Origin of the sequence: Methylobacterium sp. 190mf, assembly GCF_900107945.1 — a bacterium.
GTDB lineage: Bacteria > Pseudomonadota > Alphaproteobacteria > Rhizobiales > Beijerinckiaceae > Methylobacterium.
The window spans coordinates 67521-87376 of sequence record NZ_FNVI01000018.1 but is presented as its reverse complement, the minus strand read 5'-3'; the positions used below and the strand labels follow the sequence as shown (position 1 = coordinate 87376).

Sequence of the window (19856 nt, the reverse complement as noted above, 5' to 3'; positions counted from 1 at the left end):
CCTCTCCGACCACGAACGATGGAAACCTGCCATGTCGGTCTTCCCCCGCGGGTGGAGGCGCCGGACGGGGACGGCCGCCTGCGCGCTCGCCCTGGCGCCCGCCCTGGCGCTCGGTGCCGCCGGCCCGGCCGCGGCCGGACACCCGCCGAAGGGCCGCGGCGCGGCCGCCAGCGCAGCCGCTACCGCATCCGGCGTGCCGGACGTCCCGGCCCGGCTCACGGTCGGGCCGGGCGGACGGGACCTGAGACTCGCGGGCGATCTCGCGGCCGGGGTCGCCGCGCGGGTCCGGGCCATCCTCGCCGCGCACCCGCGGATCGCCCGGATCCATCTCACGAGCGACGGCGGCCTCGTGGAGGAGGGGGCGGCGATCGGGGCGCTCGTGGCGGCCCGCGGCCTCGCCACCTACGTCCCGGACGCCTGCGCCTCGGCCTGCACGCTGATCTTCGTCCGCGGCCGGACGCGCTACCTCGCGACCGGCGGGCGGCTCGGCTTCCACGCCCCCTACGAGATCGGGGCGCGGGGCCGGATGCGCCCGGTGGATTCCGCGCCGGAGCGGGCGGCCTACCGGGCCGCCGGCCTGCCGGCGGCCTTCGTGACGCGGGCGCTGGCGGTACCCCCGGCCGGGATCTGGATCCCGACGGACGGGGAGCTGCGCGCGGCCGGCATCGTCACCGAGGTCGTCGGACCGGACCGCTTCCCCGATTCCACCCTGGACGCGGATCCGAGCGCGGCCGGGGCGCGGGCCGCGATCCTGCGGAACCTGCCGATCCTGCGCCAGGCCGAGGCGGCGGGGCTCGACCCGATCGCCCGGTGGTACCGGGACGGCTACGCCGCCGGCCGGCCGGAGGCGGAGGCCGCCGCCGGGTTGAGGCGGATGGCCGCCGGCTACCTGCAGCGGCGCTTCCGGGCGGCCGACGACGCCGTCGTCCGCGCCCTGGGCCAGCGGATCCTGGCGACGCTTGAGCGGGCCGGCGCGGGGGACGCGGCGGCCTGCGGCCTCCTCGCGGCCGGCGACCTCGTGGCGCTCGACGCGCGGCTGCGGGCCGAGCGGCCCGCGTCGCACGGGCTCGCCCCGCTCCTCGCCCGGACACGGGCCGCGCGGCCGGACGGGGCGGCCGCGCCCGCCGCGGACCCGGGCACCGCGCGGTCGATGGCCGCAGCGGCGGCCCCCTCGGGCGACTGCGCCGCCCGGATCGCCGCGACGCGGCGCGCCCTCGATCTTCCGGCCCGCGAATCGGCCGCCGCGCTGCGGGCCCTGTTCCTCACGGAGCCGCAGCGGATCCTGGCGAGCCGCGACGGGCCGTAGCGGCCCGCCGACCCTCGACACGCCGCGCCGGCGCCTATCTTCGCACCCGCGGCACGCCCCGGACGGGCGCCGGCCGCGGGGAGACGGGGGTTCGACGGATGCCGGATTATCACCTGCGCGGGGCGGTCCGTGGCGAGGATGGCGAGATCGGCGCGCCGCGCGTCGACGAGGTGCTCACGGCCGCGGACGCGAAGGAGGCGGTGCGCCTCGCCAACAGCCGCTCGCTAACGATCGAGGACGACGCGGTGAACGCCCTGTGGCTGGTCGACGCCCACGGTACCCTGCTCTGGTCCCTGCGCCGGGCCGACCGGGACTCCTGACGCGAGGCCTGACGCGGGCCGGCACCGTCAGCCCGATGCGCGGCGGCCCGTCTCCGGCAGCGCGGCGGCCCCGGCATCGTCGCCGCCCCCGAGATACAGGGACCGGACGTCGTCCCGCGCCCGCAGGGACGTGGCGGTGCCGGCCAGCGCGCTGCGCCCGTTCTCCAGCACCACGGCGTGGTGGGCGTGGCGCAGGGCGAGGCGGACGTTCTGCTCGGCCACCAGCAGGGTCAGACCCTCGGCGCGGTTCAGGCCGGCGAGCACCCGGTAGATCTCCTCGACCACGCGGGGGGCGAGCCCCATGGACGGCTCGTCGAGGACGAGCAGCCGGGGCCGCCCCATCAGCGCCCGGCCGATCGCCGCCATCTGCTGCTCGCCGCCCGAGAGCAGGCCGGCGGCTACGCCCCGCTTCGCGGCGAGCCGCGGGAACAGGCCGTAGACCCGGTCCAGATCGGCGCGCACGCCGCCGCGGCCCGTACCGCGCCCGAGCCCGCCCGCCACGAGGTTCTCCTGGACGCTCAGGCTCCGGAAGCAGTGGCGCCCCTCCAGCACGCCCACGAGCCCGGCGCGGACGAGGACGTCGGTCCGGGTCCGCGTCACGTCGCGCCCGTCATAGGCGAGGCGCCCGGCCGTGACCCGGCCGCGCAGGGCCGGCAGCAGGTTCGACACCGCCCGCAGCAGGGTCGTCTTGCCGGCGCCGTTGGCGCCGACCAGGGCGACGATCTCCCCCGCCCGGACCGCGAGGTCGACGCCGTGCAGGGCGTGCACCGCCCCGCCGTAGACGACCTCCAGGGCCTCGACCTGCAGGAGGGGCGGCGCGGTGCTCACCGGGCGCTCACCGGGCCGCCGCGGCGGCCTGCTTGCCGGCCGCGTCCGCGGCCTCCTCGGCCGCGCAGTCGCGCGGGGTGATGCCGCGCTCCTTGGCGTAGGCGGTCGCGGAGGCCTCGATGATCGGGCGCAGGCTCGCCCAGTCGGGGGCGATCCAGTCGGACACGACGGTCCACTTCGCCCCGTCCCATTGCTGGAAGGTGACGCGGCCCTCGCCCTCGTGGTTGGCGCAGGTGACGTTGATCGAGTGGAACAGGCCCTTGGCGCCGAGCGCCGCCACCCGGGCCTCGTCGAGGCGCAGGTGCTCGAAGCCCCAGCGCACCTCGTCGCCGGTGAGCGTCCGCTGGCCGAACCGCGCTTGCGCGATCCGCACCGCCTCGACGTTGAGGATGCCGTTCAGCACCCCGAGATTGTGGTAGACGCTGCCGATCCGCTTCCGGTCGGCGAGGTTGCCGTTGCCGGCCCCGTAGACCCTGCCGACGACCTCCTGGATCACCGGGTAGGCGGTGCCCGAGGCCTGGGTCGTGATGGCGACGTAGCCCTTGGCGGCGTCACCCGCCGGGATCACGTCCTCCTCCGAGTTCGACCAGACATTGCCGACGATGCGGTCGGCCGGGAAGCCGGTCTTCTGGGCGGTCTTCAGGGCCACCGGGTTCATCACGCCCCAGCCGCGCAGCACCACGAAGTCGGGCCGCAGGCGCCGGATCGTGAGCCACTGCGACTGCTGCTCGTTGCCGGGATGGGGCACCTCGATCTGCGCGACGGTGAAGCCGTACCGCTCGGCGAGCCGCGCGTAGATCGGGATCGTCTCCTTGCCGTAGGGCGAGCCGTGGTAGAGCACCGCGACGGTCTTGCCCTTCAGCTTGTCGAGGCCGCCCGCGCGGCTGCCGAGATACTGGATGATGCCGCTCGTCTCGCTGTAGGGGTTGAGCAGCAGCGGGAACACGTAGGGGAAGACGCGCCCGTCGGTGGAGTCGGTGCGGCCGTGGTTGATCGTGATCAGCGGCACCTTGTCGGCGGTGATGCGGTCGATCATCGCGTAGGCGATGCCCACCGAGAGCGGGTTCCAGGCGGCGATGCCGGGCCGGGACTTCAGCCGCTCGTAGACCTCGACGCCGCGCTCGACCTCGTACTGGGTCTCGCCCTCGCTCCAGGTGAGCTTGACGCCGTTCACCCCGCCGTCGCGGGCGTTGATCAGGTTGAGATAGTCGATGAAGCCCCCGAAGAAGCCGGTCCCGCCGGCCGCGTAGGGGCCGACCCGGTAGCTCTGGAGCGGGAAATACTGCTCGTCGGCCCAAGCGGCCCGGGGGGCCGCGCCGGCGAGCGCGACGGTGCCGGCGAGGAGCGCGGCGCGGAGACGAGGCGTCAGGGGCATGGTCGTCCTGGGGTTGGTCGGGCGGGGAGGGGATCAGGCAGCGCGGCGGCCGAGGCGGCGGCCCGCCCGGTCGAGGAGGGCGGCGAGGCCGGCGGGCTCGCGGATCAGCACGGCGACGATCAGGGCGCCGAGCACGACGCGCTGGACCATCTCCAGGGTGCCGGAATCGAACCCGTCGCCGAGCAGCGCCGCGCCGAGGCGCGACAGGAGCAGGGGCAGCACCACGATGAAGCCCGCGCCCAGGAAGGCGCCGCGCAGGGTGCCGAGGCCGCCGATGATGACGATGAACAGGATCTGGAAGGAGCGGTCGAGGTTGAACCCCGCCGGCTCGACGGTGCGCAGATACGCGAAGGCCCAGAGCGCCCCGGCGATCCCGATCACGAAGGACGAGGCCGCGAAGGCCAGGAGCTTGGTCCGGGCGACCCGCACGCCGACGAGGCGGGCGGCGGTCTCGTTGTCGCGGATCGCCACGAGGTTCCGGCCCGTGGGCGAGGTCACGAGCCTCCAAGCGACGAAGGTCAGCAGCGTGACCACCGTGAGCGTGACCAGGTAGCGGCCGCGCGGGTCGTCGAAGGACAGGCCGGCCACCACCAGCCGGGGGGCGGTGACGATGCCCGATGGGCTGTCGTCGGAGATCCAGCCGATCCGGTTCAGCGCCCAGGCCACGAAGAACTGCACGGCGAGCGTCGAGACCGCGAGGTAGAAGCCCCGAAGGCGCAGGGCCGGCAGCCCCGCCACCAGCCCGGCGAGCGCCGCCACGAGGCCGGCGAGCAGGAGCGACGCCGGGAGCGGCAGGCCGGGCAGGCGCAGCGACAGGTTGAAGGCCGCGTAGGCCCCGACCGCCATGAAGGCGGCCGAGCCCAGGGAGAGCAGCCCGGCATAGCCGGTGAGCAGGTTGAGCCCGAGGCCGGCCAGCGCCAGGGCCAGGAACGGCGTCAGCAGCGCCTCGAACAGGTAGCTCGTTCCGGTGAGCGGTACGATCCCGTAGGCGAGGACCAGCAGGGCGCCGAGGCCGAGGGTCCCGGCGGGCAGGTGCGGGCGCGGCACGGCGCGGAGGAGGGCCACCACGGCGGCTCAGACCCGCTCGACGGCGCGCAGGCCGAGCAGGCCCGACGGCCGGACCAGCAGGAAGCCCAGGGCCGCCACGTAGGCGATCCAGCCCTCGATGCCGCCGCCGATGACCGGCCCGAGATAGACCTCGGACAGCTTCTCCGCCGCGCCGACGATCAGCCCGGCCACGATCGCCCCGGCGACGGAGTCGAAGCCGCCGAGCACGAGCACCGGCAGCGCCTTCAGCACCACCAGCGACAGGGAGAACTGCACGCCGAGCCGCGCCCCCCAGAGCAGCCCCGCCACCAGCGCGACGATCCCGGCGGCGATCCAGACCGCCGACCAGATCCGGGGCAGGCGCAGGCCGGTGTTGAGGGCGGCGAGCGGATCGTCCGCCACCGCCCGGAAGGCGAGGCCGGTGCGGGTGTAGCGGAAGAAGGCGGCGAGGACCGCCACCATCAGGCCCGCCACCGCGGCGGCGAACAGGTCGAACCGGCTGACCAGCACGCCGCCGAGATCGATCGGCGTGTCGTCGATGCCGAGGTCGAGGCCGTGGACCTGGGTGCCCCAGGCGAGCTGGGCCGCGCCCTCGATCACGTAGGCGACGCCCAGCGTCGCCATGAACAGGGTGATGGGCGGCTGGTTGACGAGCGGCCGCAGCACCAGGCGCTCCACGCCGAGACCGACCACCACCATCGCGGCGAGCGTCGCGGCCAGGGCCGCCGGGACGGGCAGGCCGCGCTCGGTCAGGCTCACGAAGGTGAGGGCGGCGAACAGCACCATCGCGCCCTGCGCGAAGTTGAGCACGCCCGAGGTCTTGTAGATCAGCACGAAGCCGATCGCCACGAGGGCGTACATGACGCCCGACAGGAGGCCGCCGACGACGACCTCGATCAGGAAGGCGAGATCCGGGCTCATGCGGCGGCCGCGTCCCCGTCTTCGGCCGCGTCTCCATCCGCGGCGGGATCAGCGGCGGCATCCGCCTCCCCGTCCGCGAGCCCCAGATAGGCCGCGATGACCGCCGGGTCCGCCCGCACCTCCGCGGGCGTGCCGGTGGCGATGCGGCGGCCGTGATCGAGCACGGTCACCCGGTCGGAGAGGCGCATGACGACGCCGATATCGTGCTCGATCAGGACGATCGCGGCCCCGGACCGATCCCGCGCCGCCCGGATGAAGCCGGTCATCTCGGCCTTCTCGGTCGCCGTCATGCCGGCCATCGGCTCGTCGAGGAGCAGGAGCCGCGGCCCGGCCACCAGGGCCCGGCCGAGCTCGACCCGCTTCTGGAGCCCGTAGGGGAGGCTGCCGGCGGGGCGGTCGGCCACCGCCGCGAGGCCGAGGCGTCCGATCACCGCCTCGGCGGCGGCGCGGTGCGCGCGCGCCTCCCGCCGGGCGGAGGGCAGGCCCAGGATCTGGGCCGCGGGCCCGGCGCGCCGCGCGGCCGAGAGCCCCGCGAGGACGTTGTCGCGCACGCTCAGGCCCGCGAACAGGGCGAGGTTCTGGAAGGTCCGGGCGACGCCCAGCGCGGCGAGCCGCCCGGCCGGCACCCGGGCGAAGCTCTCCGCGCCGAGCCGCACCCGCCCGGCCCGCGGTGCGTAGAGGCCGGTGATCGCGTTGATCAGCGAGGATTTGCCGGCGCCGTTCGGCCCGATCACGGCGTGGATCTCGCCGGCCCCGACCGCGAGGTCGATCTCCGCGAAGGCGACGGTGCCGCCGAAGGCGAGGGACAGCCCCTCGACCGACAGGACCGCGTCCGCCCGGTCCCGGTGCGGGCCGCCGCCGGGGCCTGCCGCCGGGCGGGCGGCGGGCCGGGGGAGGGGGCCTCGCCCGTCCCGGACCGGGCGGACGAGGCGCAGCGCAGGCTGCATGGGCAGGAATCCGTCCACGATAGGCCGTCCGCTGCGGCGCGAACCGGCGGAACCCGTTGAGAGAAGGCGAGGAACAGGACGACGACGTGTCCCGAGCCGATATTCCGGCATTCCCGCCCGTCAAATCGTGCTCCGCCGGGTCCACGAAGTCAAAAGCACAGTCTTTTCAATTTCGACACGACGCGCGAACATTCTCCCTCAGGGAGAGGCCGGCGCGGGATCACTGCTCTGGTACTGACGACGGGCCGCCCGAACCGCCGAGATCTTGCCGCCTCGCGACGGTGACGGGCCCGGATCCGGGCGATTCGGCCGGGTGCGGTGGGCGGAAAGACACCTTACGGTAGCACAAACTAATCTGCGTAAGTATTCATGGCTTGAAACAAAATGTAGGTTCGCGCCCCCACGCCGTCGTGGAGACGCCGCCATGCCAAACCCGCTCGTGCACAAGCTAAATTGCTATATCGGGCTCTCCGAAGACGACCGGATGTGCTTGGCCGACGCCATGAGCCCGAGCCGCATGGTCGCCGCGCGCACCGACATCATCCACGAGGGCGACGATCCGCGCGCGATCAACGTGATCCTCGAGGGCTGGGCCTGCCGGTACCGGCAGTTCGCCAATGGGCGCCGCCAGATCGTCTCGCTCCTGCTCCCGGGCGACCCGTGCGACCCGCACATCTTCCTCCTCGACGAGATGGATCACGCGATCGGCGCGATCACGCCCGTGCTCCTCGGCCAGATCTCCGGCCCCGCGATGCGGGACGTGACCGCCCGCAGCCCGCGGCTCGACATGGCCTTCCATCGCGAGGCCCTGGCCACCGCGGCGATCCAGCGCGAGTGGACGGTCAGCCTCGGCAGCCGCACCGGGATCGAGCGCCTCGCCCACCTGTTCTGCGAGGTGCACGCGCGCCTGGCGGCCATCGGCCTGAGCGACGGGAATACCTGCGCGATGCCGATGACGCAGAACGATCTCGGCGACGCGATGGGGCAGACCAGCGTGCACATCAACCGCACGCTCCAGGAACTGCGCGGCATGGGGCTGATCACCCTGCGCAGCCGGCGCCTGACGATCCACGATCCGACCGCGCTCGCCCGGCTCGCGCATTTCGACACCGCGTATCTCCATCTCACCGAGGCCGGCCACGCCGCCGCGCGCTGAACCCTGCCCGCCCCGCGGTGATTGAGCCAGGTTGAACACATCCGGAGTGGCCCGGCATGACAGACCCTCGCGATCCGGCGGAGCGACTCGCGGCCCTCGAGGCCGACAACGCGCGCCTGCGCCGGCTGCTCGACGCGGCGGGGCTCCCGGACGGCCTGCGCCACGGCATGCGCAACACGATGGCGATGATGCGCACCGTCATGCACCGCTCCGCCGAGAGCGCCGCGGATGTCGAGAGCTACGTGGCGCATCTCGACGGCCGGTTCGGGGCGATCATGCGCGTGCAGGCCGCCACCGACGCGTTCGGCGATGCGGACCTGCACACGCTGATCTCGGACGAACTGATGTTCCACCTCGCCCGCGAGGGCGAGCAGGCCAGCCTCGCGGGCCCGCGGGTGCGCCTCCGCCCCAAGGCCGCCCAGGTCGTCGCGCTGGCCCTGCACGAACTGGCGAGCAACGCGGTGGAGCACGGATCCCTGGCGCTCCCCCAGGGCCGGATCCGCGCCGCGTGGCGGGTGACGGACGCGGAGGCCGGACCGCCCGTCCTCAGCCTCGACTGGGCCGAGACCGGCGGCAGCGGTGTCCAGGCCTCCGGACGGCGCGGCTTCGGCACGGACGTGCTGACGGAGATGCTGGCCTACGATCTCGGCGCGGCGGTCGACCTGCGCTACGAGCCGGACGGGCTGCGCTGCGCGATCCGCGTGCCGCTCACGGCCCAGATCGGGCGCCGCGTGGCCGAGGATCCCGAGACGGACTGGGACGGCGACGGCCGGTGAGCCTCACGAGCCGGACGCCGCCCGCACCTGCCCGGTCATCTGCGGCAGCGCGCCGAGCGCCTCCACGGGCGGGTTCGGGCCGGGCAGGAGCAGGTAGTCGGGCGTGAACCCGGAAAACTCCCGCAGACGCTCGAGATTCGGCACGCGCACGCTCTTGCGCCCGCTCTCGATCAGGCCGGCCCTGCGCAGATCGGAGAGGACGCGCGAGAGGTGGACGTTCGAGAGCCCCGCCGTGTCGGCCAGTTCGGACTGCGCCAGCGGCAGGCGGTAATCGGGCTCCAGGCCGAGGCCGACGGCGTTCAGGCGCGCGAAGAGCTCGCAGATGATGTGGGCGACCTGCCTGTCGGCGGACCGGCGCCCCACCCCGACGAGCCATTCCTGCAGGACGGCCTCGTCGACCAGGATCGACCACCAGAGGGCGCGGTAGATGTTGGGCCGGAGGGCGGCGAGTTCCTTGATCGTCCGGTAGGGGACCGAGGCGACGGTGCAGGGCGTCAGCGTCGCCACGGAGTGGATCGCCCGGTTGAGCAGGGACGCGTGCAGGTCGCAGCCGTCGCCGGGCACGAGGTAGGCGAGGATCGAGCGCCCCCCGTCGGGCACCAGCTTGTAGCGGCAGGCGAACCCGTCGAGGATCACGTAGGCGGCGTCGGGCCGCACGCCTTCCGAGACCAGGTCGCGGCCCGCCTCGACCTGCGCGACATCGCTGGTGGCCGCTGCCAGGGCGGCCACGTCGCCCTCGTCCAGGTTCGCGCGCAGGGCCAGCTTCCGAAGGAAGGGGTTCAAGGGATCTCCCGGACATCCTGCCCCGCGCGCGGGGCCGCCTCTGCGTAAACGCGCGACGGCTTATCCTTACTCCGCGAACGCATCAAATGATCGCCACGCCCGGATGCGGCTCTCGGCGCGATCGGACCGGGGCCGCCTCCCGGCATCGGCCGCGAAGGTCGCGACAAGTCGCGCTGGGGTCGCGCTGGGGTCGCGCCGCGTCGTGCCCGTCGGGGCATGGGGCCGGGTCGGCGTATCAGGAGAGCGGCAGCGTGCGCAGGACGGTGCCGTTCGCATCGTGGATCTCCATCCGCCAGCCCGCCGCGGCGTCCGGCAGCTCGCCGGCCTTCCGGAACTCCTCGATCAGCACCAGCGCCTCCGCCTCCGCGTGCGCGACCGACGCGGCGAGGACGCCGGTCTCGTCCTCGATCGTCTCGCCGTCGCTCCTCAGGCGGAAATAGTAGCGCTCTGCCATGACAGCCTTCAGCCCAGGACCCCCTCCCGCCCCGGCGGACGGGCGCCGCCCGCCCCGCGGGCTGAGGTAAGTGGCATCGATCCGCATCCGTTCAACGTGCTGGCGAGATTGCGGTCGCCGGTGCCCATCGCTTGGTCCGCCCGCCCCCCGACGCGCCCCCCGACGCCGCAGGACGCGGCACGGCTTTGCCGCTCCGGCGGGCGAAACGCCGTCCTTCTGGGCGCCGGCGCGCCCCGAGCAGCCTCCCGGCGCGCCATGCCTAAATAATTGGCACACGATTTGCGAAGCCCGCCCCGTCGCGAGGAAGACGACGCAGGGGACCGCCATGAAGGCATTTGGAACTTGGGCCTCGGCCGCCGCGCTGGCCGCCGGGCTGGCGATGGGCACGCTGGGGGCGGGCGCCGCCCGGGCGCAGGAGACCATCAAGGTCGGGATCCTGCACTCGCTGTCGGGCACGATGGCGATCTCGGAGACCACCCTCAAGGACGCGATGCTGATGCTCATCGCCGAGCAGAACGCCAAGGGCGGCGTGCTGGGCAAGAAGCTGGAGCCGGTGGTGGTCGATCCGGCCTCGAACTGGCCGCTCTTCGCCGAGAAGGCCCGCGAGCTGATCAGCAAGGACAAGGTCGCGGCCGTGTTCGGCTGCTGGACCAGCGTGTCGCGCAAGTCCGTGCTGCCGGTCTTCAAGGAGCTCGACAACATCCTGTTCTACCCCGTCCAGTACGAGGGCGAGGAGAGCGAGCGGAACGTGTTCTACACCGGCGCCGCCCCGAACCAGCAGGCGATCCCGGCGGTCGACTACCTGATGTCGGAGGATGGCGGCGGCGCCAAGCGCTGGGTGCTCGAGGGGACCGACTACGTCTACCCGCGCACCACCAACAAGATCCTCGAAGCCTACCTCAAGTCCAAGGGGGTCAAGGACGAGGACATCATGATCAACTACACGCCGTTCGGCTTCTCGGACTGGCAGACGGAGGTGTCGAAGATCAAGGCATTCGGCTCGGCCGGCAAGAAGACCGCCGTGGTCTCGACCATCAACGGCGACGCCAACGTGCCGTTCTACAAGGAGCTCGGCAACCAGGGTATCAAGGCCACCGACATCCCGGTCGTCGCCTTCTCGGTGGGCGCGGTGGAGCTCGCCGGCATCGACGCCAAGCCGCTGGTCGGCCACCTCGCGGCCTGGAACTACTTCGAGTCGATCAAGACGCCGGAGAACGAGGCCTTCATCAAGAAGTGGCAGGCGTTCAAGAAGAACCCCAAGGCCGTCACCAACGACCCGATGGAGGCCCACTATATCGGCTTCAACATGTGGGTGAAGGCGGTCGAGAAGGCCGGCACCACCGACCCCGACAAGGTGATCGACGCGCTGCCGGGCATCGAGCAGAAGAACCTCACCGGCGGCACCGCGAAGATGCTGCCGAACCACCACATCACCAAGCCGGTCTTCATCGGCGAGATCGAATCGAACGGCCAGTTCGACGTGGTGTGGAAGACCGAGGGCCTGATCCCCGGCGAGGCGTGGTCGAAGCAGCTCGAGGGCTCGAAGGACCTCGAGGCCGACTGGGTCAAGCTCAAGTGCGGCAACTACAACACCAAGACCAAGTCCTGCGGCGGCGCGTAAGCCGCCTTATCCCCTCCCCAGACGATCCCGGGCCTGCCCGGGATGCGCTCAAGCTTGCGGGGAGGGGTAGGGGTGAGGGTAGTGCAGGAGGCACCGCCACGCTCGATCCTGAACCACCCCCACCTCCGGCTCCTCCCCGCAAGGGGGAGGAGAGTTCCGCTGCGCCAGAAGTGCCATGCTCCGTCTCCTGACCCTCCTCGTCCTGCTGCTCTGCGCCCCGGCGCTCGCCCAGGCGCCCGATCCCTACGGCCAGCTCGCCGGCGACGGCTACGCCGAGATCGAGGCCGGCGTCTCCGGCCTCGCCGCCTCTGGCGACCCGCGCGCCGACGCGATCCTCTCGGCCCTGTCGGACGGCCGCCTGCTGCTGGGCCCGGACAAGTCGCTGCTCATCCGGCAGGGCGGCGCCGTCGTGGACGCGAGGACAGGCGCCCCGGCCGCCGACAGCCCCGACCTCAAGCCGGTGCGGGCCAACAACCGCGTCCGCCGGGCGATCGAGGCCGCCCGCGGGCAGCTCGACCTCGCGAGCCCCGACCCGGCCCGGCGCCGGGCCGCCGCCGACGCGGTGTTCAAGGCGCGGGACGCGGCCGCGCTGCCGGCCCTCGACGCGGCGCTCGCCCGCGAGACCAGTCCGGGCGTCCGGCAGGCGCTCACCGAGGCCCGCGCCGCCGTGCTGCTCGCGAGGCCCGGCACCGCGGAACCCGACCGGATTGCCGCGATTCCAGCCATCCAGGCCCGGGGCGATGGCGACGCGATGGGCATCCTGCGCGGTCTCGCGGCGGATCCGAGCGAGGCCGTGCGCGCCGCCGCCGCCCGCGGCATCGCGGCGATCGAGACGCGGCTCGCGATAATCGGCGCCCTCCAGAACGTCTGGTACGGCATCTCGCTCGGCTCGGTCCTGCTGCTCGCCGCCATCGGGCTCGCCATCACCTTCGGGGTGATGGGCGTGATCAACATGGCCCACGGCGAGATGGTGATGCTCGGCGCCTACACGACCTACCTCGTGCAGGAGCTGATCCGCACCAAGGCGCCCGTCCTGTTCGGCTGGTCGCTGGCGATCAGCATCCCCTGCGCGTTCCTGGTCGCCGGCCTCGTCGGGGTGCTGATCGAGCGGTTCATCATCCGCTTCCTGTACGGGCGCCCGCTGGAGACGCTGCTCGCCACCTTCGGGGTCAGCCTCGCGCTGCAGCAGGGCGTGCGCTCGATCTTCGGCCCGACCAACCGCGAGGTTGGCGCCCCCGCCTTCATGAGCGGCGCCTTCGACTTCTACGGCCTGTCGATCACCTGGGGCCGGATGTGGATCATCGTGTTCGCGTTCGCCGTGTTCCTGGGCCTCCTGTTCGTGCTGCGGAAGACGTCCTTCGGCCTGAAGACCCGGGCGGTCACCCAGAACCGCCGCATGGCCGCCGCGATGGGCATCCGCACCCCCTACGTCGACGCCCTGACCTTCGGGCTCGGCTCCGGCATCGCGGGGATCGCGGGCGTCGCCCTCTCGCAGATCGACAACGTGTCGCCCAATCTCGGCCAGGGCTACATCATCGACTCGTTCCTCGTGGTGGTGTTCGGCGGCGTCGGCAACCTCTGGGGGACGCTGGTGGCGGCGCTGACGCTCGGCGTCGTGAACAAGCTCGCCGAGCCGTATATCGGCGCGGTGCTCGCCAAGATCGGCCTCCTGATCTTCATCATCCTGTTCATCCAGAAGCGCCCGCGCGGCCTGTTCGCGCTCAAGGGCCGGGCGGTGGAATCGTGAGCCCCATGCCGCCTCGCACCCCCCTCATCGACCTGAAGGGCTGGATCTTCCTCGCCGTCCTGGCCGCCTTCTGCCTCGCCGTGCCGGTGCTGAATCTCGCGGTGCCGGAGGGCTCCGGCCTGCACCTGCCGACCTACCTCGTCTCGCTCTTCGGAAAATACCTCGCCTACGCGCTGCTCGCGGTCAGCCTCGACCTTGTCTGGGGCTATTGCGGCATCCTCTCGCTCGGCCACGGGGCGTTCTTCGCCCTCGGCGGCTACGCGATGGGCATGTACCTGATGCGCCAGATCGGCGCCCGGGGCGTCTACGGCAACCCGGTCCTGCCCGACTTCATGGTGTTCCTGAACTACAAGGCGCTGCCCTGGTACTGGTACGGCTTCGACCACTTCGCCTTCGCGGCCCTGATGGTGCTGCTGGTGCCGGGCCTGCTGGCCTTCGTGTTCGGCTGGCTCGCCTTCCGGTCGCGGGTCACGGGCGTCTACCTGTCGATCATCACCCAGGCGCTGACCTACGCGCTGATGCTCGCCTTCTTCCGCAACGACATGGGGCTGGGCGGCAACAACGGGCTGACCGACTTCAAGGATTTTCTGGGACTCTCGGTTCAGGCACAGAATTTCCGCGTCGGCATCTTCGTGGCCACCGGAGTCGCGCTGGCTTTGGGCTACCTGATCGCCCGGGTCATGACGGTCTCGGCCTACGGCAAGATCCTGATCGCCGTGCGCGACGCCGAGAGCCGCACGCGCTTCCTCGGCTACCGGCCGGAGCACTTCAAGACGCTAGCCTTCACGGTCTCGGCCATGATGGCGGGCGTCGCCGGCGCCCTCTACGTGCCGCAGGTCGGCATCATCAATCCGGGGGAGTTCGCGCCCACCAACTCCATCGAGACGGTCATCTGGGTGGCGGTGGGCGGTCGCGGCACGCTGGTCGGCGCGGCGCTCGGCGCCGTGCTGGTCAACTACGCCAAGACCGTGCTCACCGGCGCGATGCCGGACGCGTGGTTGTTCGCGCTCGGCGGCCTGTTCGTGTTCGTGACGCTGTTCCTGCCGCGCGGCCTCGTCGGCACCGCGATCGAGCGGTTCGGCGGCCGGCGCGCCGCCGCCAAGCTGCCGCCGGAGCCCGCCATCGCCCCGAAACTCGCCGAAGAAGGGCAGGGCTCGTGAGCACCGACCTCCTCGAACCGCCGGATGCCGCTGCCCGCGGCCCCGCCAACCGGAAGCGCGAGACGGACGCGCTCCTCTACCTCGACGACCTGCGGGTGACCTTCGACGGCTACAAGGCCCTGCGCGGCCTGTCGCTGACGCTGGCCCGCGGCGAGTTGCGGGCGATCATCGGCCCGAACGGCGCCGGCAAGACCACCATGATGGACTGCATCACCGGCAAGACGCGGCCGGACAGCGGCATCGCGCTGTTCGACGGCACCCACGACCTGCTCAGGAGCGACGAGCCGGCGATCGCCGACCTCGGCATCGGCCGCAAGTTCCAGAAGCCCACCGTGTTCGAGAGCCACACGGTCGCCGACAACATCCTGCTCGCCCTCAAGGGGCCCCGCGCCGCCTTCGCGTCCCTGTTCGGCTGGCGCAACCGGGTGGAGGCCGCGCGGATCGATTCGCTGCTGGAGACCGTCGGCCTGCTGGCCCACCGGGGCCGCCCGGCGGCCGATCTCAGCCACGGCCAGAAGCAGTGGCTGGAGATCGGCATGCTGCTCGCGCAGGACCCCAAGCTCCTGCTGGTCGACGAGCCGGTGGCCGGCATGACCGACGCCGAGACCGCCGAGACCGCCCGCCTGCTGCGCCGCATCGCCGGCGAGCACGCCGTGCTGGTGGTCGAGCACGACATGCACTTCGTCCGGGACCTCGGCTGCCGGGTCACCTGCCTGCACGAGGGCGCGGTGCTGGCCGAGGGCTCGATCGACGCCGTCTCGGCCGACCCGCGGGTCGTCGAGGTGTATCTGGGACGATGACCATGCTCTCCGTCGACGGTATCGACCTCTATTACGGCGCCGCGCAGGCGCTCCGCGGCGTCTCGCTGACCGCCGAGGCCGGGCGGGTCACCACGGTCCTCGGCCGCAACGGCGTCGGCAAGACCTCGCTGCTGCGGGCGATCGTCGGCCAGCAGCCGGTGCGCTCCGGCGCGATCCGTCTCGACGGCCGCCCGATCCAGGGCCTCGCGCCCTACGACCGGGCGCGCGCCGGGATCGCCTTCGTGCCCCAGGGCCGCGAGATCTTCCCGCTGCTCACCGTCAAGGAGAACCTTGAGACCGGCTTCGCGCCGCTCAGGCGCCGCGACCGCCATATCCCGGGGGAGATCTACGACCTGTTCCCGGTGCTCAAGGACATGCTGCACCGGCGCGGCGGCGACCTCTCGGGCGGCCAGCAGCAGCAGCTCGCCATCGGCCGGGCGCTGGTGACGCGGCCGAAGCTCCTCGTGCTCGACGAGCCCACCGAGGGGATCCAGCCCTCGATCATCAAGGATATCGGCCGGGCGATCACCTACCTGCGCGGCAAGGGCGAGATGGGGATCGTGCTGGTCGAGCAGTATTTCGAGTGGGCCCGGGACCTCTGCGACTCCTACGCGGTGATGGATCGCGGGCAGGTGGTGCTGGCCGGCCCCCGGGCCGGGATGGTCGAGGCCGACGTGCTCCGCTGGATGTCCGTCTAGCGCGCCCGCCGCACGTCCCGCCGCACGTCCCGCCGCACGTCCCGCCGGCGCCGGGCCCGGGAATACCGCACTTCGATCTGGATATTGGGACGGATAATCAACAATCGGAGCGCGGCCTGGGCCGACATCGACCGCCAAATCTGTGCACACGGCCCCGGTTGGCCAATGTTAAAACACAATTCAGGTCCGCCATGGGGCACAACCACGGGGGGCCCATGACGATCCTGGATCCGATCACCGGCGAGCTGGTCACCATCGCCGTTCCGCGGCCGCGGCCGCAGGCCGGCCCGCGCTGACGGGCGGCGCGCTGTCATGACGAACGCGACCGATCGAAGGGCCGGCCGCCGCGGCGTCCGCGGCGGCCGTGCCCAGGTCCGGACGGTGCCGCCGGGCCTGCTGCTGGCCGGCGGCGTGGGGGCGAATGCCCCGCTGACGGCCGTCGACCTGATCGCCCAGGCCCGCGCGGCCCGGCGGGAGGCCGAGGCCCGCGACGGCGCGGACCGCGCGGAGCAGGGCTGACGCGGCGACCGGGGCCGCCGAGCCGGCCGCCCGCCTCTTGAGATCACCCGCGCGGGATGGTCAGAAGGCCGGCAGTCTCGCGGCAGCCGGCGGGTGAGTGATGAAGTTCGGCGTCCTGATCCTGGCCGGCGCCTGCGGCGTCCTCGTCGGGATCGTCATCGGATACGTCGCGGGAACGCGACTCAGCCAAGCCTTCGCGCAATTGCCGGTGACGGACCGCTCCCCCGCCGCGCAGGGGCTCCGGATCGTGGACCGCATCGCGACCGAGCACGGCCTCGCGCGGGACGCGCTGCTCCGGGCGATGCTCGACCAGCAGGGCGGCCGGACGGGGACCGCGCGTCCCAGCGAGGAGCCGGGCAGGGAGCCGGGCAGGGCCCCGGGCGAACCGGCCCGGTAGGGCGCCGACCGCGCCTCACGCGGCCGGCGCCGGCCGGGGGCGCAGCCGGAGGCTCGCGGCGGTGAGCACGGAGCGCAGCTCGGCCGGCCGGACCGGTTTCGAGAGGATCGGGATGTCCGGCGCCCCCAGATCTTCGCGCACGCGCGCCTCGTCGTGGCCGCTCATCACCACCGCCGGCAGCGGGCGGCCGGCGAGCCTCCGGACCGCCGCGATGCAGTCCGTCCCCGTGACGCCGTTCCCGAGCTCGAAATCGGTGATGAGGAGGTCGATCTCCGGCACGGCGTCGGGGATCCCGGTCTCGGGCCGGACGCGGCAGCCCCATTTCTCCAGCAGGCTGGCGGTCGCCCGCAGCACGGCAGCGTCGTCCTCCACCAGCAGCACGCGCAGGCCGCCGATCGTCGCCGGCGGGTCGAGCCGGGCGGGGAGGGCCGCGGGCTGCGGGGCCCGGGCGAGGGGCAGGTCACCGATCGTCACGCAGGTCCCGCGCCCCGGCGCCGAGCGCAGCGTCACCGTCAGGTCCAGGAGCGCGCCGAGCCGCCGGACGATCGGCAGGCCGAGGCCCACCCCCTCGACGTCCCGGTCGCCGCGGCGGCGGACTTGGTAGAACTCGTCGAAGACCCGCTCCTGATGCGCGACCGGGATCCCGGGGCCGCGATCGTAGACCTGGATGGCGAGCCGGTCGCCCCGCCGGCGGCAGGCGATCAGGATCGGCCGGCCGGGCGCGTACTTGATCGCGTTGTTGACGATGTTCTGGACCATGGTCGTGAGCAGGGCCCGGTCGGTGCGCACCACGACCGCGCAGGCGCGGCTGCGCAGGGCCGTCCCGGCGATCTGGGCGGCCTCGGAGTTCTGGCGCCGGACATCCTCGAGGATGTCGTTGATCGCGACGGGCTCGGGCCGGGGCTCCACCCGTCCGCTGTCGAGGGTCGAGATGTCCAGGAGCGACTTGAACAGGCGCGAGACGCTCTGCAGCGACCGGTCGATGTTCTCGACCATCTGCAGCTCCTCCGGCCCCAGCCGGGCGCCGCGCAGGCAGGCGGTGAACAGGCTGATGGCGTGGATCGGCTGGCGCAGATCGTGGCTCGCCTGCGCCAGGAAGCGCGACTTGGACAGGCTCGCCTCCTGCTCGCGCTCGTAGGCGCCGCGCAGGCGCTCCAGCAGGCTGTAGATGTAGGTCGGCACGAGGACGGTGATGGCCGTCAGCGTCAGGACGAGGAACGGGTTCGCGCGCCAGTACGCGTTGAAGTACGTGGTGACCGCGATCGAGACCAGGGCCGCCGCCGTGGACGCCTTCAGGGCGGTGACGCCGTAGCGCAGGCCGTTGCCGACGATCAGCCGGATGACGATCGCGTAGAGCGGCAGGAACGGCGCGCCGCCCACCGCCATCGTGTAGGTCATCCCGCTGAGGTCGAGGAGGAAGGTGACGACGCGGCGCGGCGTGTTGCTGCCGGGGTTGCGGCTAATCCAGCCGTACAGCGCCACGGCGAAGACCCAGTGGCACGTCACCAGATAGGCGACGAACCGGGCCTCCGGCGGGGCGATCCCGCCGTAGATCTGGGGCAGGAGATACAGGCAGGCGAGGCCGATGACGACGGCCCGGATCAGCGCCTGCGCCTTCTCGTTGTCGTACGCCTCGTCCCGCCGGCGCCGCGACCCGAACATCGTCGGCTCAGGCCCGGCCGGCTGCGACGCCGAGACCGAGGCTGGGCACCCGCTCCGCCGGGGCCGATCCCGCGGCGTCCGCCCTGAATCGCGCCGTGCCGGCCCCGGTCTCCCGCTGTCGCTTCATCGTGCAGTCGCCCTGCCGCGTCGCCGCCCGGGATCCGGGCAACGGCGCGCCGCCGTCGCCGACCGCGGACAGATCTGACAAGTCTACCTGAAGGTGATCGACGCCACCAGACGCGACGGGAGCCCGCGATGTGGCGGCGCGGACGAGTCTTCGGTGCTAGAACCGCTTATTCAGTCTCCGCTACAATGGTCCCCGTGCTGCAGCGAGACGTTCCTGCGGAAAATATGCGGCAGATTATTTTTTACTTCACTGCAGGTCTGATCTCGTCGACCGGCCGCACGCACGGTCGCGGGCGCCGTCAGCGGTAGGTGCCGGCGCCCGGATCGAATCGATAGACCCGGGCATCCCGGTCCGTGGCCGGACGCAGCACCCCGTCCGCGCCCAGCACGGTGCCGCTCAGGGCGACCCGGACCGGGGGCCACGCGGCGGGGTCGCGCGGATCCTCCGGCAGGATCTCCAGCCGTCCCGCGCTCGATCCCAGCCGGCAGGGATCCTCCGCGCAGCCGGCCGTCTCGTCGGCGCCCGCCGCGACCTCGCCCGCGAGCGTCCAGTGGGCCGGCGCGTCGCGGAACTGGAGGAGGAGGAACGAGAAGCCCTGCGATCCGGCCGTCCCGTAGACCGTGAGGCGCAGGCCCATCAGGAGGCGGCCCCGGCTCAGCGGCCTGAACACGGCGCCGAGCCGCTCGTCCACCTCCGGGGCGGCGCCGTTGCGGTTCCCGGTCCCGATCCGGCCGGACAGGACCTGCACGTCTTCGAGGCGCCAGCGCATATCCTTGAGGACGTAGGTGGCGGCCGCGACGCTCAGCCGGTCGGGCGCCGCGGCGTCCGCGCCCGGGGCCGGCATCGTGACGAAGCCGGTGAACCGGCTCCCGGTCTCGGTGGAGAACATCGCGGCGGTCCAGAATTCCGCCGTGCGGCCGTCCTTCATCCGGCAGGTCTCGGCCTCCTTGTCGGCGGGCCGCCCGCAGATCGCCGCCAGCACCGTGGCGCGCGGCAGCATGGCGAGGTCGGGATCGGCCGCGGCGGGCGCGGCAGCGAGCCCGGCAGCCAGTCCGGCCGCCAGCACCGGCAGCACCGGCAGCACCGCCAGGGCCGGGCCCGTCAGAAAACGCCCGCGGGCCGCGCGCCCGTCTCCCCGTCCCGCCCGTCTCATGCGCCGGGCTCTGCCACGGAGCCCGGCACCGGGCCATTCGGACAGGTGTACGATCGGCC

At 72.8% G+C, this 19856-nt stretch carries 20 protein-coding genes; 11 read left to right on the top strand and 9 right to left on the bottom strand.

Translation table 11 applies throughout. The features are described 5' to 3' along the window. The first annotated feature begins 31 nt into the window (after positions 1-31). Together C4T42_RS20840 and C4T42_RS20835 are read left to right on the top strand one after the other, a co-directional pair. Positions 32-1306: a hypothetical protein gene (locus tag C4T42_RS20840; protein WP_103985808.1), complete on the top strand. Its 1275-nt coding sequence runs from the start codon at positions 32-34 to the stop codon at positions 1304-1306. 98 nt (positions 1307-1404) lie between these two features. Then, the gene (locus C4T42_RS20835) at positions 1405-1626 is read left to right on the top strand and encodes a hypothetical protein (RefSeq protein WP_103985807.1); all 222 of its coding nucleotides are present in this window, start codon (positions 1405-1407) and stop codon (positions 1624-1626) included. A gap of 27 nt (positions 1627-1653) precedes the next feature. Here the strand turns inward: C4T42_RS20835 and C4T42_RS20830 are convergent, their stop codons facing one another. From C4T42_RS20830 to C4T42_RS20810, 5 genes are read right to left on the bottom strand one after another with little or no spacing between them, the layout of a single operon-like run. Further along, positions 1654-2454: an ABC transporter ATP-binding protein gene (locus tag C4T42_RS20830; protein WP_103985806.1), complete on the bottom strand. Its 801-nt coding sequence runs from the start codon at positions 2452-2454 to the stop codon at positions 1654-1656. A 7-nt stretch (positions 2455-2461) separates the two neighbouring features. Beyond that, complete coding sequence (locus tag C4T42_RS20825; protein ID WP_103985805.1) at positions 2462-3829, bottom strand: ABC transporter substrate-binding protein; 1368 nt, start codon at positions 3827-3829, stop codon at positions 2462-2464. Between the two features lie 33 nt (positions 3830-3862). Beyond that, the gene (locus C4T42_RS20820; protein WP_244603252.1) at positions 3863-4876 is read right to left on the bottom strand and encodes a branched-chain amino acid ABC transporter permease; all 1014 of its coding nucleotides are present in this window, start codon (positions 4874-4876) and stop codon (positions 3863-3865) included. 27 nt (positions 4877-4903) lie between these two features. Then, the gene (locus C4T42_RS20815; RefSeq protein ID WP_042675144.1) at positions 4904-5797 is read right to left on the bottom strand and encodes a branched-chain amino acid ABC transporter permease; all 894 of its coding nucleotides are present in this window, start codon (positions 5795-5797) and stop codon (positions 4904-4906) included. Beyond that, complete coding sequence (locus tag C4T42_RS20810; protein ID WP_103985803.1) at positions 5794-6744, bottom strand: ABC transporter ATP-binding protein; 951 nt, start codon at positions 6742-6744, stop codon at positions 5794-5796. Before C4T42_RS20810 ends, C4T42_RS20815 begins: the two co-directional genes overlap by 4 nt. A gap of 424 nt (positions 6745-7168) precedes the next feature. On the opposite strand from C4T42_RS20810, the gene C4T42_RS20805 reads away from it, so the two are divergent. Both C4T42_RS20805 and C4T42_RS20800 read left to right on the top strand, forming a co-directional pair. Continuing rightward, positions 7169-7900 (top strand): Crp/Fnr family transcriptional regulator, encoded by a 732-nt coding sequence (locus tag C4T42_RS20805; RefSeq protein WP_103985802.1) that lies wholly within the window; start codon positions 7169-7171, stop codon positions 7898-7900. Positions 7901-7956: 56 nt separating this feature from the next. After that, entirely contained in the window at positions 7957-8676 is a 720-nt protein-coding gene (locus C4T42_RS20800) for an HWE histidine kinase domain-containing protein (RefSeq protein ID WP_042675139.1), read from the top strand. Positions 8677-8679: 3 nt separating this feature from the next. Here C4T42_RS20800 and C4T42_RS20795 read toward each other — a convergent pair whose 3' ends face one another. Together C4T42_RS20795 and C4T42_RS20790 are read right to left on the bottom strand one after the other, a co-directional pair. After that, the gene (locus C4T42_RS20795; protein ID WP_020095141.1) at positions 8680-9459 is read right to left on the bottom strand and encodes a Crp/Fnr family transcriptional regulator; all 780 of its coding nucleotides are present in this window, start codon (positions 9457-9459) and stop codon (positions 8680-8682) included. A 235-nt stretch (positions 9460-9694) separates the two neighbouring features. Next, the gene (locus C4T42_RS20790; RefSeq protein ID WP_020095142.1) at positions 9695-9913 is read right to left on the bottom strand and encodes a hypothetical protein; all 219 of its coding nucleotides are present in this window, start codon (positions 9911-9913) and stop codon (positions 9695-9697) included. A 325-nt stretch (positions 9914-10238) separates the two neighbouring features. On the opposite strand from C4T42_RS20790, the gene urtA reads away from it, so the two are divergent. The 7 genes from urtA (at position 10239) to C4T42_RS20755 (ending at position 16855) form a co-directional block, all read left to right on the top strand. After that, on the top strand, positions 10239-11534 hold the full coding sequence (gene urtA, locus C4T42_RS20785) for an urea ABC transporter substrate-binding protein (protein WP_103985801.1): 1296 nt from the start codon (positions 10239-10241) through the stop codon (positions 11532-11534). A gap of 175 nt (positions 11535-11709) precedes the next feature. Next, the gene (gene urtB, locus C4T42_RS20780) at positions 11710-13281 is read left to right on the top strand and encodes an urea ABC transporter permease subunit UrtB (protein ID WP_103985800.1); all 1572 of its coding nucleotides are present in this window, start codon (positions 11710-11712) and stop codon (positions 13279-13281) included. Between the two features lie 5 nt (positions 13282-13286). Further along, positions 13287-14441, top strand: a complete 1155-nt coding sequence (gene urtC, locus C4T42_RS20775; protein ID WP_103985799.1) for an urea ABC transporter permease subunit UrtC — start codon at positions 13287-13289, stop codon at positions 14439-14441. Positions 14442-14530: 89 nt separating this feature from the next. Next, positions 14531-15241, top strand: coding sequence for an urea ABC transporter ATP-binding protein UrtD (urtD, locus tag C4T42_RS20770; RefSeq protein WP_042675143.1), 711 nt, complete (start codon positions 14531-14533; stop codon positions 15239-15241). Between the two features lie 2 nt (positions 15242-15243). Then, complete coding sequence (gene urtE, locus C4T42_RS20765) at positions 15244-15939, top strand: urea ABC transporter ATP-binding subunit UrtE (protein ID WP_020095147.1); 696 nt, start codon at positions 15244-15246, stop codon at positions 15937-15939. A gap of 312 nt (positions 15940-16251) precedes the next feature. Next, positions 16252-16458: a hypothetical protein gene (locus C4T42_RS20760; protein WP_020095148.1), complete on the top strand. Its 207-nt coding sequence runs from the start codon at positions 16252-16254 to the stop codon at positions 16456-16458. Between the two features lie 100 nt (positions 16459-16558). Continuing rightward, the gene (locus C4T42_RS20755; protein WP_103985798.1) at positions 16559-16855 is read left to right on the top strand and encodes a hypothetical protein; all 297 of its coding nucleotides are present in this window, start codon (positions 16559-16561) and stop codon (positions 16853-16855) included. A gap of 15 nt (positions 16856-16870) precedes the next feature. On the opposite strand, the gene C4T42_RS20750 is transcribed toward C4T42_RS20755, so the two are convergent. Both C4T42_RS20750 and C4T42_RS20740 read right to left on the bottom strand, forming a co-directional pair. Beyond that, positions 16871-18517 (bottom strand): hybrid sensor histidine kinase/response regulator, encoded by a 1647-nt coding sequence (locus tag C4T42_RS20750; RefSeq protein WP_103985797.1) that lies wholly within the window; start codon positions 18515-18517, stop codon positions 16871-16873. Between the two features lie 425 nt (positions 18518-18942). Continuing rightward, positions 18943-19797 carry a hypothetical protein gene (locus C4T42_RS20740; protein WP_244603249.1) on the bottom strand — a complete coding sequence of 285 codons (855 nt, stop codon included), beginning with the start codon at positions 19795-19797 and terminating at the stop codon, positions 18943-18945. Positions 19798-19856: the final 59 nt, after the last annotated feature.

Excerpts from the sequence above, each read along its gene's own strand:
- C4T42_RS20840 (WP_103985808.1), top strand. The coding sequence starts at position 32 with ATGTCGGTCTTCCCCCGCGGGTGGAGGCGCCGGACGGGGACGGCCGCC.
- C4T42_RS20835 (WP_103985807.1), top strand. The coding sequence starts at position 1,405 with ATGCCGGATTATCACCTGCGCGGGGCGGTCCGTGGCGAGGATGGCGAG.
- C4T42_RS20825 (WP_103985805.1), bottom strand. The coding sequence starts at position 3,829 with ATGCCCCTGACGCCTCGTCTCCGCGCCGCGCTCCTCGCCGGCACCGTC.
- C4T42_RS20815 (WP_042675144.1), bottom strand. The coding sequence starts at position 5,797 with ATGAGCCCGGATCTCGCCTTCCTGATCGAGGTCGTCGTCGGCGGCCTC.
- C4T42_RS20810 (WP_103985803.1), bottom strand. The coding sequence starts at position 6,744 with ATGCAGCCTGCGCTGCGCCTCGTCCGCCCGGTCCGGGACGGGCGAGGC.
- C4T42_RS20805 (WP_103985802.1), top strand. The coding sequence starts at position 7,169 with ATGCCAAACCCGCTCGTGCACAAGCTAAATTGCTATATCGGGCTCTCC.
- C4T42_RS20800 (WP_042675139.1), top strand. The coding sequence starts at position 7,957 with ATGACAGACCCTCGCGATCCGGCGGAGCGACTCGCGGCCCTCGAGGCC.
- C4T42_RS20790 (WP_020095142.1), bottom strand. The coding sequence starts at position 9,913 with ATGGCAGAGCGCTACTATTTCCGCCTGAGGAGCGACGGCGAGACGATC.
- urtA (WP_103985801.1), top strand. The coding sequence starts at position 10,239 with ATGAAGGCATTTGGAACTTGGGCCTCGGCCGCCGCGCTGGCCGCCGGG.
- urtB (WP_103985800.1), top strand. The coding sequence starts at position 11,710 with ATGCTCCGTCTCCTGACCCTCCTCGTCCTGCTGCTCTGCGCCCCGGCG.
- urtC (WP_103985799.1), top strand. The coding sequence starts at position 13,287 with ATGCCGCCTCGCACCCCCCTCATCGACCTGAAGGGCTGGATCTTCCTC.
- urtE (WP_020095147.1), top strand. The coding sequence starts at position 15,244 with ATGCTCTCCGTCGACGGTATCGACCTCTATTACGGCGCCGCGCAGGCG.
- C4T42_RS20760 (WP_020095148.1), top strand. The coding sequence starts at position 16,252 with ATGACGAACGCGACCGATCGAAGGGCCGGCCGCCGCGGCGTCCGCGGC.
- C4T42_RS20755 (WP_103985798.1), top strand. The coding sequence starts at position 16,559 with ATGAAGTTCGGCGTCCTGATCCTGGCCGGCGCCTGCGGCGTCCTCGTC.
- C4T42_RS20750 (WP_103985797.1), bottom strand. The coding sequence starts at position 18,517 with ATGTTCGGGTCGCGGCGCCGGCGGGACGAGGCGTACGACAACGAGAAG.
- C4T42_RS20740 (WP_244603249.1), bottom strand. The coding sequence starts at position 19,797 with ATGAGACGGGCGGGACGGGGAGACGGGCGCGCGGCCCGCGGGCGTTTT.